This window comes from Pacificibacter sp. (assembly GCF_039769035.1).
Taxonomy (GTDB): Bacteria; Pseudomonadota; Alphaproteobacteria; order Rhodobacterales; family Rhodobacteraceae; genus Celeribacter.
This window is the reverse complement of the sequence record NZ_JBDMZG010000020.1, coordinates 52,776-65,397: the sequence shown is the minus strand read 5'-3', so window position 1 is coordinate 65,397 and position 12,622 is coordinate 52,776. Positions and strand designations below refer to the sequence as shown.

General features: G+C 52.0%; 11 protein-coding genes and 1 riboswitch. Of the genes, 5 read left to right on the top strand and 6 right to left on the bottom strand.

The window, feature by feature from the left end; genetic code table 11:
• Window positions 1–89: 89 nt before the first annotated feature.
• Together ABF287_RS01620 and rlmJ are read left to right on the top strand one after the other, a co-directional pair.
• Window positions 90–1,397, top strand: a complete 1,308-nt coding sequence (locus ABF287_RS01620) for an HlyC/CorC family transporter (RefSeq protein ID WP_347183278.1) — start codon at window positions 90–92, stop codon at window positions 1,395–1,397.
• Window positions 1,397–2,188 carry a 23S rRNA (adenine(2030)-N(6))-methyltransferase RlmJ gene (gene rlmJ, locus ABF287_RS01615; RefSeq protein WP_347183277.1) on the top strand — a complete coding sequence of 264 codons (792 nt, stop codon included), beginning with the start codon at window positions 1,397–1,399 and terminating at the stop codon, window positions 2,186–2,188. The genes ABF287_RS01620 and rlmJ overlap by 1 nt, the downstream gene beginning before the upstream one ends.
• Window positions 2,189–2,266: 78 nt before the next feature.
• Here rlmJ and ABF287_RS01610 read toward each other — a convergent pair whose 3' ends face one another.
• The gene (locus tag ABF287_RS01610) at window positions 2,267–3,850 is read right to left on the bottom strand and encodes a helicase HerA-like domain-containing protein (protein ID WP_347183276.1); all 1,584 of its coding nucleotides are present in this window, start codon (window positions 3,848–3,850) and stop codon (window positions 2,267–2,269) included.
• A gap of 511 nt (window positions 3,851–4,361) precedes the next feature.
• Here ABF287_RS01610 and ABF287_RS01605 point away from each other — a divergent pair.
• Window positions 4,362–4,997 (top strand): invasion associated locus B family protein, encoded by a 636-nt coding sequence (locus ABF287_RS01605; RefSeq protein WP_347183275.1) that lies wholly within the window; start codon window positions 4,362–4,364, stop codon window positions 4,995–4,997.
• A 65-nt stretch (window positions 4,998–5,062) separates the two neighbouring features.
• On the opposite strand, the gene ABF287_RS01600 is transcribed toward ABF287_RS01605, so the two are convergent.
• From ABF287_RS01600 to ABF287_RS01585, 4 genes are all read right to left on the bottom strand, one after another.
• Window positions 5,063–6,274, bottom strand: coding sequence for a beta-ketoacyl-[acyl-carrier-protein] synthase family protein (locus ABF287_RS01600; RefSeq protein WP_347183274.1), 1,212 nt, complete (start codon window positions 6,272–6,274; stop codon window positions 5,063–5,065).
• Window positions 6,271–6,537: an acyl carrier protein gene (locus tag ABF287_RS01595; protein ID WP_347183273.1), complete on the bottom strand. Its 267-nt coding sequence runs from the start codon at window positions 6,535–6,537 to the stop codon at window positions 6,271–6,273. The genes ABF287_RS01600 and ABF287_RS01595 overlap by 4 nt, the downstream gene beginning before the upstream one ends.
• A 104-nt stretch (window positions 6,538–6,641) precedes the next feature.
• Window positions 6,642–7,706: a UDP-3-O-(3-hydroxymyristoyl)glucosamine N-acyltransferase gene (locus ABF287_RS01590; RefSeq protein WP_347183272.1), complete on the bottom strand. Its 1,065-nt coding sequence runs from the start codon at window positions 7,704–7,706 to the stop codon at window positions 6,642–6,644.
• Between the two features lie 143 nt (window positions 7,707–7,849).
• Window positions 7,850–9,499, bottom strand: a complete 1,650-nt coding sequence (locus ABF287_RS01585; protein ID WP_347183271.1) for a L,D-transpeptidase family protein — start codon at window positions 9,497–9,499, stop codon at window positions 7,850–7,852.
• 557 nt (window positions 9,500–10,056) lie between these two features.
• Between ABF287_RS01585 and ABF287_RS01580 the strand changes: the two genes are divergently transcribed.
• Window positions 10,057–10,626, top strand: coding sequence for a DUF882 domain-containing protein (locus ABF287_RS01580; protein WP_347183270.1), 570 nt, complete (start codon window positions 10,057–10,059; stop codon window positions 10,624–10,626).
• Window positions 10,627–10,701: 75 nt separating this feature from the next.
• On the opposite strand, the gene ABF287_RS01575 is transcribed toward ABF287_RS01580, so the two are convergent.
• Complete coding sequence (locus tag ABF287_RS01575; RefSeq protein WP_347183304.1) at window positions 10,702–11,172, bottom strand: 6,7-dimethyl-8-ribityllumazine synthase; 471 nt, start codon at window positions 11,170–11,172, stop codon at window positions 10,702–10,704.
• A gap of 88 nt (window positions 11,173–11,260) precedes the next feature.
• A riboswitch (FMN riboswitch) is annotated at window positions 11,261–11,397 on the bottom strand.
• A 337-nt stretch (window positions 11,398–11,734) separates the two neighbouring features.
• Here ABF287_RS01575 and ABF287_RS01570 point away from each other — a divergent pair.
• A complete protein-coding gene (locus ABF287_RS01570) occupies window positions 11,735–12,553 on the top strand; it encodes a MipA/OmpV family protein (protein ID WP_347183269.1) in 819 nt (272 codons plus the stop codon).
• Window positions 12,554–12,622: the final 69 nt, after the last annotated feature.

The following is a 12,622-nucleotide window of genomic DNA, read 5'->3' as shown; positions in this document are numbered from 1 at the left end:
CTTGCGTGTTATGCTGCGCACCCCCATAACAAACGCACACAATGCGCCCTGTGGCGCGACCACGAATGACCGCTTTTGGAGCCCGCCCTATGGATCTCACGATGCTTGATGCTGCCTTTTGGATGACTTGCGTTGCAATTGCTGCTTTGCTGATTTTGTCTGGTTTCTTTTCAGGATCAGAGACTGCGCTTACGGCCGCTTCACGTGGAAAACTGCGCGCGCAGGCCGACAAAGGCACCAAGGGCGCGCAAAAGGCTTTGGATATCACCGAAGATAACGAGCGGCTTATTGGTTCTGTATTGCTGGGCAACAACCTTGTGAATATCTTGGGCACGTCATTGGCAACAGCCTTGTTTACACGGGTTTTGGGCGAAAGTGGCGTGGCATGGGCGACTTTGGTGATGACCGGTCTTGTGCTTGTTTTTGCAGAAGTTTTGCCCAAAACCTATGCGATCACCAACCCTGAAACCGCTGCAGCCCGTGTGGCACGCCCGATTTCGGCGGTCGTGTTGATCTTCTCACCGATCGTGAGTTTTGTGCGCATGCTGGTGCGTGGCATGCTGAGCTTGTTTGGCGTGCAAACGGATCCAGACAGTCATATCTTGGCGCTGAAAGACGAAATCGCGGGTGCGATTGCCTTGGGCCACGTTGAGGGCGCCGTGGAAAAGGAAGACCGTGATAGATTGCTGGGCGCGCTTGATTTAGGCGAACGCACGGTCGAAGAAATCATGCTCCACCGCTCCAAAATCGAAATGATTGATGCCGAAATTTCGCCTGGTGATGTGCTTGAGGCCTGTTTGAACTCACCACACACCCGATTGCCGCTCTACCGTGATGATCCCGAAAACATCGTTGGCGTGATCCACGCGAAAGATCTGTTGCGCGGCATGTATGCTGAGCGCGAGGCCTCTCGGGGCGACGAGGAATTTGCCAATTTCGACGTTATGGGCGTGGCGATGAAGCCGTACTTTGTGCCTGAAACAACGACGCTAGACGATCAAATGCGTCAGTTTTTGCGCCGCCAAACGCACTTTGCCCTCGTGGTCGATGAATATGGCGCGCTGCAAGGTTTGATCACGTTGGAGGACATCTTAGAGGAAATCGTCGGTGAGATTACCGATGAATTCGATCAATCCGAAGACGCGCCTGTGAAATCGAAAGACGGTGGCTGGGTTGTTGATGGCAGCATGACCATCCGCGATTTCAACCGCTCTACTGAATGTAATCTGCCAGACGAAGAGGCCAACACCATGGCCGGTCTGGTCATCCACGAGGCCCAAATGATCCCAACTGCCGGACAAGTGTTCTCGTTCCATGGTCACAGATTTGAAGTGGTCGCGCGCAAAGACAACCGCCTTTCAACCTTGAAAGTGCGTCCTTTGCGCAGGTCATCCTAATGCTGTCATACCAACACGGGTTTCACGCAGGCAATTTGGCGGATGTGCAAAAGCACGCTCTTATGGCCGTGATGATCGACTATCTGACGCGCAAAGATAAACCGCTGTCGTATATCGAAACCCATGCGGGACGCGGACTTTATGACTTGCAAGGCTCGCAGGCGCAAAAAACCGGTGAAGCCGATGCGGGCATTCTAAAGGTCGCCAAGTGGTTTAAGCCGGATCACCCCTATAGTCGCGCGCGCAAGACCATCGCAGAAACCCACGGCAAGAATATATATCCGGGATCGCCCGCATTGGCGCAGGCTTTGCTACGCGATTTTGACAATATGCATTTGGCGGAATTGCATCCCGCTGAGTTTGAGCTTTTGCAGACTTCCATGCGCAGTTCCAATTCATACGTCGGCTTGCACATGTTGAAACAAGACGGTTTGGCCTTTGCGCAAAGCGTTTGTCCGCCGACGCCGCGCCGTGGACTGTGCTTGATTGATCCGCCCTATGAGATGAAAACGGATTATTCGACGATCCCAACATTTATCGAAAAACTGCACCGCAAATGGAACGTCGGTGTGATCGCTCTGTGGTATCCGATTTTGGAAGGTGGCGCGCATGTGCCAATGATCAATGCACTGCTGCAATTGAACCTACCAAATGTGCTGCGCCACGAAGTGCGGTTTCCGCCAGCACGAGAAGGTCATGGCATGATTGGATCTGGCATGTTCGTTGTGAACACCCCTTGGGGGCTTAGTGACGAAGCTGACCGGCTGAGCAAATTGTTTAAAGCACTCTAAGGCGCGTGGCTGTTTCACTTACGTAAAAAGGCGCGTTCTGAAACGCGCCTTATTGTGTTCTACGTTTTGAACCGCACCTTAGCGACCCTTGAACAAGCCGCCCAAAAGACCGCGCACAATACGGCGACCCGTCGTGCCTTTGAGTTCTTTAATCACCAAATTGGTCACAGATTCACCAAGCGTTTCTTTGCTCGACCGGCGGCGTGACGTCGACCGACCATATTCTTTGGTCTCATACCGCCGCCCCTTTTTGTACTCTTTTTCCAATTCTGAACGCAGCTTCGCCTCAGCCTTGGCGGCTTTTTCCGCTTGCTCAGCCGCCTCTTCCGCTGCCTCGGCTTCCTCTGCGGCCTTGGATGCATCTTCGGAGCGTTTGGTGAGCACTTCAAAAGCGCTCTCACGGTCCAGCGTGGCCTCGTATTTTCCTGCGATTGGCGATGCTGCGATCACCTCAGCGCGTTCAGGTTTGCTGAGCGGGCCAAGTTGCGAAGACGGTGGGCGGATCAAGGTTTGTTCAGCAATTGATGGAATGCCCTTCGCTTCAAGCATCGACACAACCGCTTCGCCCGTACCGACGGATTTGATCGCCTCTTCAATGTCAAACCGCGGATTTACGCGGTAAGTTTCGGCCGCCCGCGCCAGATTTTTTTGATCACGCGCAGTGAATGCACGCAAAGCATGCTGCACACGGTTGCCAAGCTGCCCCAAGATATCATCAGGGACGTCAGCTGGATTTTGCGTGACAAAGTAAACGCCAACGCCCTTCGAGCGGATCAAACGTGCCACTTGTTCAACCTTGTCGACTAAGGCTTTGGGTGCGTCTTCAAACAGCAAATGCGCTTCGTCAAAGAAGAACACGAGCTTGGGTTTGTCGGGGTTGCCCACTTCGGGCAGCTCTTCGAACAGTTCCGAAAGAAGCCACAATAGAAACGTTGCATATAGACCTGGCGAGGACATCAATTTGTCAGCCGCCAAGACCGAAATACGACCGCGACCATCAGGATCGGTTCGAATGATGTCGGACAATTCAAGCGCGGGTTCGCCGAACAATTTGTCGCCGCCTTGGTTTTCCAACACCAAAAGCGCGCGTTGGATCGCGCCGATGGACGCCGCAGACACATTGCCATAGCGCAACGTCAGTTGGTCGGCATTCTGACCACACCACACCAACAAGGACTGAAGGTCTTTGAGGTCCAACAGTGGCAACCCCTGCTCATCCGAGACCCGAAACGCGATGTTGATAACACCTTCTTGCGCGTCGGTGAGTTGCAACATCCGTGACAGCAACAACGGCCCCATTTCGGCGACAGTTGTGCGAATTGGGTGCCCTTGTTCGCCGAAAAGATCCCAAAACGTGACTGGGAAATGCTCATACACAAAGGTGGTGAAATTGATCGTGGCATTGCGGCTCATGAACGGTTCATGCAGCTTGCCATCAGGTGATCCAGCCTTGGCCAACCCTGACAAATCGCCTTTCACATCCGACAAAAACACCGGCACGCCTGCGTTGGAAAACCCTTCGGCAAGGATTTGCAGTGTCACGGTTTTACCAGTGCCAGTGGCCCCTGCAATCATGCCATGACGATTGCCATATTTGAGCAAGAGATGCTGCGGGTCATTGTACCCTTCACCGCCGCCACCAATAAAAATACCGTCACTCATATTCTGTCTCTCTCCTGATGATTCCGCGCGTCTTATATCTAGCGTTCTGTCCTACAATACAAATTTAACCAAATGCTGCCAGTCTACATGTGTTCAAGCCTTTTTCTCCTAGGCTTGAATTGATTTCCTCCCTGTCAGACTGGCCGCATGTGATCCTTTCACTGCGGCCTCTTTTTTGGCACCTAAATCCGATGTCGAAACTGTGAAAATTTGTGTTGACGGGCACAAATTTCTCTCTTAGCGTTTTGTCCAATTCGTCGGCCCGTCCGACAGGGAGAAAAATAGATCTTGCATCAGAGTTGAGATCACCAAAGGGGTATCCGGAAACGGGTACCCCTTTGGCATTTATGGGGCCTTGCAGGAGGCGTTCGACCTTTTACCAGCAAAAATCTGCTGGTTTTTTCCAAACTGCGCATGAATTACACCTATGTCGCGCAAATGTTGCCTGACACCTGTTAAGGGTCATGTTAGAAATTTGCTCGAAATAGACCTAAAAATTGATGGACCTAATATGAATTCTACGTCTCACTTCGCGACAACGGCTGCAAAAGCATTTTGTTTTGGAACCGTGATCACCATGGGCCTATCCGGTGCAGCGTTTGCTCAAGAGGCAGCAACAACGCCAGAAATCACGGGGCTGTCTACGGGGACACCTGTTGAGGCATCATCTGACATCGGTCAACCGTATGTGCTTGAAACGCATGGTGATTGGAGCATTACGTGTCTCAAAGCGCCTGAGGGCGCAGCAGACCCGTGTTCCATGTTCCAACTGTTGAAGGATGACCAAGAAAACCCAGTTGCGGAGATTTCATTGTTCCACCTCGGCAATGGCGAGGTGGATGCAGGCGCCACTGTGACTGTTCCGCTTGATACGCTGCTCACACAGCCGCTGACGCTGACAGTGGATGGCGCCAATGGGCGTCGCTACCCTTACACAGTGTGCATGCCCGCAGGCTGCCAAGCGCGCCTTGGCTTTACCAAAGCTGACGTTGACCTGTTCAGAAAGGGACAAAATGCAACTTTGGAGATTGTTCCATATGCAGCCCCTGACGTGAAAGTGCCTGTAACGGTTTCATTGACTGGCTTTACAGCAGCTTACAAGCGCGTCACCGAAGTGAATCTCGCTGCGCGTGGCGTAGCGCAATAAGCCAGTTTCAAACAGTTATGATCAGACCGGTGCAGACTGCACCGGTCTTTTTTGTATCCGAAGGCCTAGCTCGCTTTACGCAGCGCGATCACAGCATTCAGACCGCCAAAGGCAAAGGCGTTTGAAAGGGCAACATCGACCTTCGCATCACGTGCCTCATTAGGGACCACATCCAAAGCACATTCCGGATCAGGTTCTTCGTAGTTGATCGTCGGCGCGATCACACCGTCTTTCAGTGCGAGAATACAAGCCAAGAGCTCAACTGCCCCTGTCCCGCCAATCAAATGCCCATGCATCGACTTGGTAGACGAAATCATCACATTATCAGCGTGATGTCCCAACACATCAGACACCGCAGCACATTCCGTTTTGTCATTCGCAGCCGTACCGGTGCCGTGGGCGTTGATATAGCCGACTTGATCCGTATTAAGCTTGGCATCCGCAATCGCGCCGGAAATCGCGCGCGCGGCCCCTTGTTTCGAAGGCATCACAATATCGGCCGCGTCAGACGTCATAGCAAAGCCAATCACTTCGCACAGGATCTCGGCACCACGGGCTTTCGCATGTTCATATTCTTCAAAGACAAACACCGCAGCGCCCTCGCCTTGAACCATGCCATTGCGGTTCAAACTAAAGGGACGACACGCGTCTTTGGACATGACACGCAGCCCTTCCCAGGCCTTCACACCACCAAAACACAACATCGATTCAGACCCACCGGTCACCATCGCCGTCGCCATGCCGCAACGCACCATGTTAAAGGCTTGGCCCATAGCGTGATTGCTTGACGCACAGGCCGTGGCGACCGTGAAACACGGGCCTTTGAGGTTGTATTCCATCGACACATGCGAACATGAGGCGTTGTTCATCAGCTTTGGCACAACAAACGGATGGACGCGGTTTTTACCTTCCTCGTACACCATGCGGTAGTTGTCATCTTGGGTCGTCAGTCCACCACCAGAGGTGCCCAAAATAACACCTGATTTGGCCGCAAGTTCGCCGTGGAATTCCAAACCGGATTGCGTGATGGCCTCTTTCGCAGCCGTCAATGCAAATTGGGTAAATCGGTCATACAGCGCGATTTGTTGGCGGTTAAATCGATTGTCTGTAGACCAATCATGGATCTGCCCGCCGATCTTGATCGAGAGACGATCCACATCGCGAAAATTAAGTTGCGAAATTCCGCTTTGGCCTTCTTTCATCGCCGCCAGTGTCGACGGCACATCAAGACCCAACGCGTTCACAGTGCCCGCGCCCGTAATTACGACACGCTTCACGAGGATTGCTCTGCAATGAGCCCTTGAACGGCTTTCACAATTGAAGCGACAGACGAAATATCGAAATCGGACTGATCGGGCTCATTCGCATTGAAGGGCACTGAAATATCAAAGCTCTCTTCAATCGCAAAGATGCACTCTACAAGCCCAAGGCTGTCGATGCCAAGATCATCCAAACTTTGGTCATCCGTGACATCGCTTGGATCCAAAACCGCCTGTTCGGCGATGATTTCAATGATCTTAGATTTGATATCGTTTGACATAAATGGGTCTCCAACTTTCACGACCATATATAGAATTAGATCGAAACTTTCGGACGTAAAACAGAAAATTGTGACACTCTGGTGTCAACACTGTCTTGGCAAAGTCATTTCTTGTCTGTCAAACCTTTTAGAATACGTGGCAACCGACGCAGCGATTTGTACATATCGATATGGCTTTGCATTGCGACGGCGGGATAGCCCATCATCGCTTTGCCTTTCGGCACGTTTGACAACACGCCAGAGCCTGCGCCAATGATGGCCCCCGAACCAATGGTAATATTGTCCGCAGCCCCTGCTTGTCCGCCCATTACGCAGTAATCGCCCAACACCGTCGAGCCAGCGATACCAACCTGACCGCAGAGCAGACAATGCGCGCCCACGATCACGTTGTGTCCAATGTGAACTTGGTTGTCGAGCTTACTGCCAGAACCAATCTGCGTGGCACGAATGGTCCCCTGATCAATGGTGACATTAGCGCCAATCTCTACATCATTGCCAATAACAACACCGCCGATGGATGCGATGCGCATCCAGCTTTGGCCTTTGGCTTCAACCGAAGCACCTAGGCTTTCACGGGTTTCTTCGACAGCGGATTTTTCCTGTGTCACAAAGGAAAACCCATCAGCGCCAATCACGGCACCAGGCTGAATGAAAATACGCGCGCCCAAGCGGGCCGCAGCCCCAATGCGCACGCCAGAATGAATGACCGCGTCTTCGCCAATGGACACACCTGCGCCAATGGTCGCTTGTGGCGCGATCTGACACCGGTCCCCGATGACTGCATTCGCGCCAATCACCACCAACGGGCCGACTTTGACGTCCGCTCCAAGCGTCGCTGTTGGGTCAATTACTGCACTGGGGTGAATACCATCTTGCAGGCCTAGACCTGCATCAAACGTTGCTGTGATCCCTGCCATGGCCAAACGACCCCGACGGACCAAAATCGCCGCATCCAATCCAAAGGACTGCCAATCAGCCCCGTCCCAAAGGACAGCGGCACGTGCGCTTCCAGCGCTGACATCCGGTGCGAACTTGGGATCCATCGCCAACGCGAGATCATTATCACCCGCGGTCGCCGGCTCACTTGCACTGGTGACTACCAAATTGCCATTGCCTTCAAAGGGCGCGCCGATGCGCTGAGCCAAATCTGCAATTGTGATGCCTGTCATCGTCATTCCTTTCGGGACTTGCTGCGTTAGACATAATGCCAAGCTCTGCGCAATGAAAGGCCCTCGTCACGACAATACGCTGTCGATCCCCAACAAAAAAGGCGCCCCGAAGGACGCCTTTCGATACTTAACCAAACGATGGCCTACCCACCAACAGCGCGCAACTGAACGCCCTGTTTTTGCAGCGCGGCCCAGATTTTTGCATCACGGCCATAGACGTCACGGCGGTATTCCATGCCACCTTTTGGCAATGAAATCGCAGTGCGGTAAATCAGGTGAACCGGCACATGCGCTTCGAGATCTACGACAGATTCCTGACGCGTGTTCAAATGAGATTTAAACAATCCCACAGGGTCATTTGTTTGTTTTGCCAACAAAGCATAAGCGAAATCAAACGGATCTTTTAGGCGAATACACCCGTGCGAATATGCGCGTCTTTCTTTGGCAAACAGGCTTTTCGCAGGCGTGTCGTGCAAGTAGATGTTGTATTTGTTCGGAAAAATGAACTTTACCAAACCAAGCGCATTGCCGTCAGACGGAGGCTGTTTGAGGTTGAAAGGAAAGGTTTTATCCGTAAATTCGGTGAAGTCAACATTTGCGCGATCTACCACTTGGCCGCGCGAGTCTACAAGACGCAGGTGACTTACGGCGCCCGCATCACGCTGCATCAAAGGTAGATATTCTTTGACAGCAATAGAACGCGGCACATTCCATGTTGGATTGATCACCAAGTATTCCATCACATCAGAAAATTCCGGTGTCCGACGATCGGAGTCATTCGCACCGACGACAGACCGCGTTGCAAATGTAACCTTGCCGCTATCGATAATTTTCGCCGTGAAATCAGTAATATTGACCAAAACATGACGTTTGCCACGTTCAAAGTTGGTCCAGCGTTCACGCTCCAACGCGACGTGAATGGCTGCAAGACGTGTTGCGGGTTCCACGTTAACTTCCGCCAAGGTGCCTTTCCCGACAACACCATCAGGTGTCATACCATGCGCGGCCTGAAAGCGTTGAACAGCGCCTTTAATGCTCTCATCGAACACTGTCGTGGCGCTACGCTTCATGTATCCCATCGCGATCAAACGATTGCGCAATGCAACCACGTTCGCGTTCGACTGTCCTTCGGTCAACTTACCGCCAGACACCTTTGGCCCCCAACCGCCTGCGCCAATTGTGCGCTCCAGAACAGCTTTCTCTTTCAGCAGACGTGCATATTCTGGGGAGTTCGGAGCAAGCTGATTGATGTACCCACGCGGTGAGGACTGCGCAAAATTCGTCAAAAGAGCCACACCATCACGGTACGGAATTGAGCGAACGATGCCTTTATCAATGCGAGATGGGATCAACTGACCTGTCTGCATGTCACGCGCATATTCAAGAAACAGCTTGGCCATTTCGACTTCTGCACGACCTAGATCACGTTCAGAACCTATGGAACGAATTTTGCTTTCCAACAACGTCGTGTCATAGGGCGCAAGGCCGTGATCTGGCGCTGCTTTCAACGCGTTTAGCAACGCGGCACGGCGGCTCCGCGCCCGTCCTGCATTTGTCGCAAAAATCGGTTTGTATCCCGTTGCACGGTAAAATTCGCTGAGGGCCTTGTGGTCTGAGGAAGCTTCAGCAATCGACTGCATCAAGCCTGTCACTTGTTGAGCGGTCGCCTTTTCAGGGGCCCCGACAACCAAAGCTGTGGACAGGACGGAAACAACTGCAAAACGGACGCCTTTGGTAACAACAGACGCAAATCGACCGGTTTGATGCGCCTTAGAGACCTTAGAAAAAAACATAATTACCCTCGAAAAAGACAGCGAATTGACTAGGAAATTAACTCATTTCTGGCTGAATGTGAGGGGAATTATTGCATGAAGTTGGCCTTGTGGTCGACAAAGCACACAATTTTACGTGAGGTATATCCACGCTATTCGGCTTGTCGTTTCGCGCGCACTCCCGCGAAGGTTGCGAAATTACAGCCAAAATGCATAGATTTGCCGCCAATGCGCTGATTTCTGCCGAATTTACGTTGATTTAACCTTTTCAACAAACGGAACGCTTGGACGGTGATTCACTTTGTGCAATAAAACAGTTGCAAGCACCTCAGGGAATTGAGGCGAAGCCACGCTTGACAGATGGAAACGGTTTTCAATCAGTCAAACATTGCATCGTTCTGAAGTGCTTACAGTTGTTTTGGCAAAGTCCGAAACAGGTAAATATGCTGCTGACTTCCCTAAACATGGGGACGATTTAGTTCAGAGTGAGTGGTAGTCGATCAGTTAGAATGCCGAAAAATCGGCACACCAAGCCATCCGCGTTGAGGCGGGAATTTAAAAATGGGACGCTTGAGATCATGACGACAGAAAAGTCTAGCGTAATTACGCGGCGCACGCTTTTGCGCAGTTTTGCAGCAGCAAGTCTTTCAGCAGCACCAGTCTATGCCAATGCAGCAGGGTTTCTTCGGGGATCTGGCGATATTCGTCGTTTGCGCATGTATTCTGGCCGCACTGGGGAAAGCATCGACACAATCTATTGGGTCGAGGGCGAGTACATTAAAGATGCTTTGAAAGAAGTGACATATTTCATGCGCGACTGGCGCAACAGCAAAATGAAATCCATTGACGCCCGCACCGTCGACATTATGGCTGCGGCTCATGGATTGATGGATGTCAACGAACCCTACATGTTGCTGTCCGGCTACCGCTCACCAGAAACCAACAACTTGTTGCGTTCACGGTCGCGTGGTGTGGCTAAGAACTCCCTCCACATGAAGGGTGAAGCCGCTGATTTACGCCTCAAGTCCCGCTCCGTTGGCCAAATGGCCGCAGCTGCGCAAAATTGCTCAGCTGGCGGCGTTGGCAGCTACCGTGGAGCGAACTTTGTTCACATGGATTGTGGTCCTGTACGGACATGGAAAGGCTGATTTCGCCCTATTTCATCACACCATTTTAAAAGCCGCCCCTTTGGGCGGCTTCTTTGTTTTGCGATACAAGAACCGTTACGCCGCAACGGGCGCCGGAATTTCCAAAGCCAACACATCCCGAACGGCATTCGCTGCCTCAGCACCCTTTTTCAAGAAATGGTCGGTGTAGAACTTGATGTGATCTTCGGTGGAATGAAAATGATGCGGCGTCAAAGACACGGAGAACATCGGCACTTCAGTTTCCAGCTGCGCGCTCATCAAGCCAGAGACCACGGCGTCTGCCACAAAGTCATGACGGTAAATGCCGCCATCGACGACCAAAGCCGCAACAACGATCGCATCGTACTTGCCGGTTTTTGCAAGGCGCTTGGCCAAAAGAGGTGCTTCAAATGCACCAGGAACATTGTAGACGTCTGTGGACGACGCAGGCGCGTGTTTTGAAATTTGTGCGCAAAATCCGTCGTAAGCTTGATCGACAATGTCAGCATGCCAACGGGCGCGAATAAACGCGATGCGCGGAGAAGATGTTTCGAAGTTTGAAGTCATGTTAGTCATTTTGGAACCCTTGAGTTTACACTGTTAGGTCCCAGAGCACGAAGGAGCACTCACAGCGAGCCAAAGCCCCCTGTTCACACCCCATTCTCTACCATCCGGACTTTAACCGTCGGTTCTGGAATTTCACCAGATCTGCTGACCCTTACGTTTTTACGCGTAAGGCGCTCGCGGACTATAACCGCCGGTGGGGAATTACACCCCGCCCTGAGAACTGTCCTAAATTTAGGCAGTACCGCAAATAAGGTCAAGACCTGTGCGCCTCCAAATGAATGCACCAAAGCACAGAACATTGGCACAAAATGCACATAAACAACGCGACTCACCGCAAACCATTCCGGACATTTACCTCACCATCACACTGATTGAACGGCGGTTCGGAAGGAGAATTTGCAGCGCTGCATAGATAATGAGAGCTGCACGCGGGACATATCATTCCCTCACACTATATGTAGCATCAAGCAACCGCACGATGAAGCCTGAGATCACAGTGCATATATCTAATGTCTTGAACAGAAACATGACGACCTGAGGTCGATATCAAAGGTGAAAGTACATGAATTTACTGCCAACTCTTTCCGTAATCGTAAGCATCGCATTGCCAACAGCCGCACTGGCGCAGGATCACCGCGGTCACAATGAAGGCCTGCAAATCACCATCAGTGGCGGTATTGTCAGCGCACCGTCCTATTTGGGTGATGATGACTATCAGACAACTGTGTTTCCTAATATCTCGCTGAGCTACGGAGAGCGTCTAAAGGCATCGTTGCGCGGCATTGAATACACCGCAATCATTCGAGACAACTGGAGTGCCGGTGGTATTCTGGCTTACGACTTTGGCCGTGAAGAAGACCCTGGCAAAAGCGATTTGACGATTTCTGGCGACGCCTCAACTGACTTGATTGGATTGGGCGATGTTGACGGCACTATTGAGATCGGCGGCTTTGTGGAATATGGCGCGGGCCCGATCGCGTCTAGACTAGAACTACGCCAAGGTGTCGACGGCGGTCACGACGGCTTGCACGGGGAAGCCAGTGTCAGTTACCGCGGTCTGTTCGACGTGTTTGCCGCCCCTGCATTCTTCTCAGTCGGACCGAAAGTGACGTTTGCCGACGATGCCTACAACAGTGCCTACTTTGACGTCTCAGAAACGCAATCCATTGCCTCAGGCATCAGTGAGTATGACGCAGGCGGTGGGATCAATTCCTACGGCCTAAGCGCCTCTGTCATGATGCCACTGTCTGAACATACATCTTTGGTTGGATTTGTAGACTACGACCAATTGACCGGTGATGTTGGGGACTCCTCCATCGTACAAGAACGCGGATCGCAGGATCAGGTTCGCACGGGCATCTTTATCAACTACACATTCTAAGAGCGCTGAAAGCTTTCGCTGTTGCGCCATGCCCTGCAAGGACGGTCATGGCGAAAGCTTCTTCTTTCA

Excerpts from the sequence above, each read along its gene's own strand:
- ABF287_RS01620 (WP_347183278.1), top strand. The coding sequence starts at position 90 with ATGGATCTCACGATGCTTGATGCTGCCTTTTGGATGACTTGCGTTGCA.
- rlmJ (WP_347183277.1), top strand. The coding sequence starts at position 1,397 with ATGCTGTCATACCAACACGGGTTTCACGCAGGCAATTTGGCGGATGTG.
- ABF287_RS01610 (WP_347183276.1), bottom strand. The coding sequence starts at position 3,850 with ATGAGTGACGGTATTTTTATTGGTGGCGGCGGTGAAGGGTACAATGAC.
- ABF287_RS01605 (WP_347183275.1), top strand. The coding sequence starts at position 4,362 with ATGAATTCTACGTCTCACTTCGCGACAACGGCTGCAAAAGCATTTTGT.
- ABF287_RS01595 (WP_347183273.1), bottom strand. The coding sequence starts at position 6,537 with ATGTCAAACGATATCAAATCTAAGATCATTGAAATCATCGCCGAACAG.
- ABF287_RS01590 (WP_347183272.1), bottom strand. The coding sequence starts at position 7,706 with ATGACAGGCATCACAATTGCAGATTTGGCTCAGCGCATCGGCGCGCCC.
- ABF287_RS01585 (WP_347183271.1), bottom strand. The coding sequence starts at position 9,499 with ATGTTTTTTTCTAAGGTCTCTAAGGCGCATCAAACCGGTCGATTTGCG.
- ABF287_RS01580 (WP_347183270.1), top strand. The coding sequence starts at position 10,057 with ATGACGACAGAAAAGTCTAGCGTAATTACGCGGCGCACGCTTTTGCGC.
- ABF287_RS01575 (WP_347183304.1), bottom strand. The coding sequence starts at position 11,172 with ATGACTTCAAACTTCGAAACATCTTCTCCGCGCATCGCGTTTATTCGC.
- ABF287_RS01570 (WP_347183269.1), top strand. The coding sequence starts at position 11,735 with ATGAATTTACTGCCAACTCTTTCCGTAATCGTAAGCATCGCATTGCCA.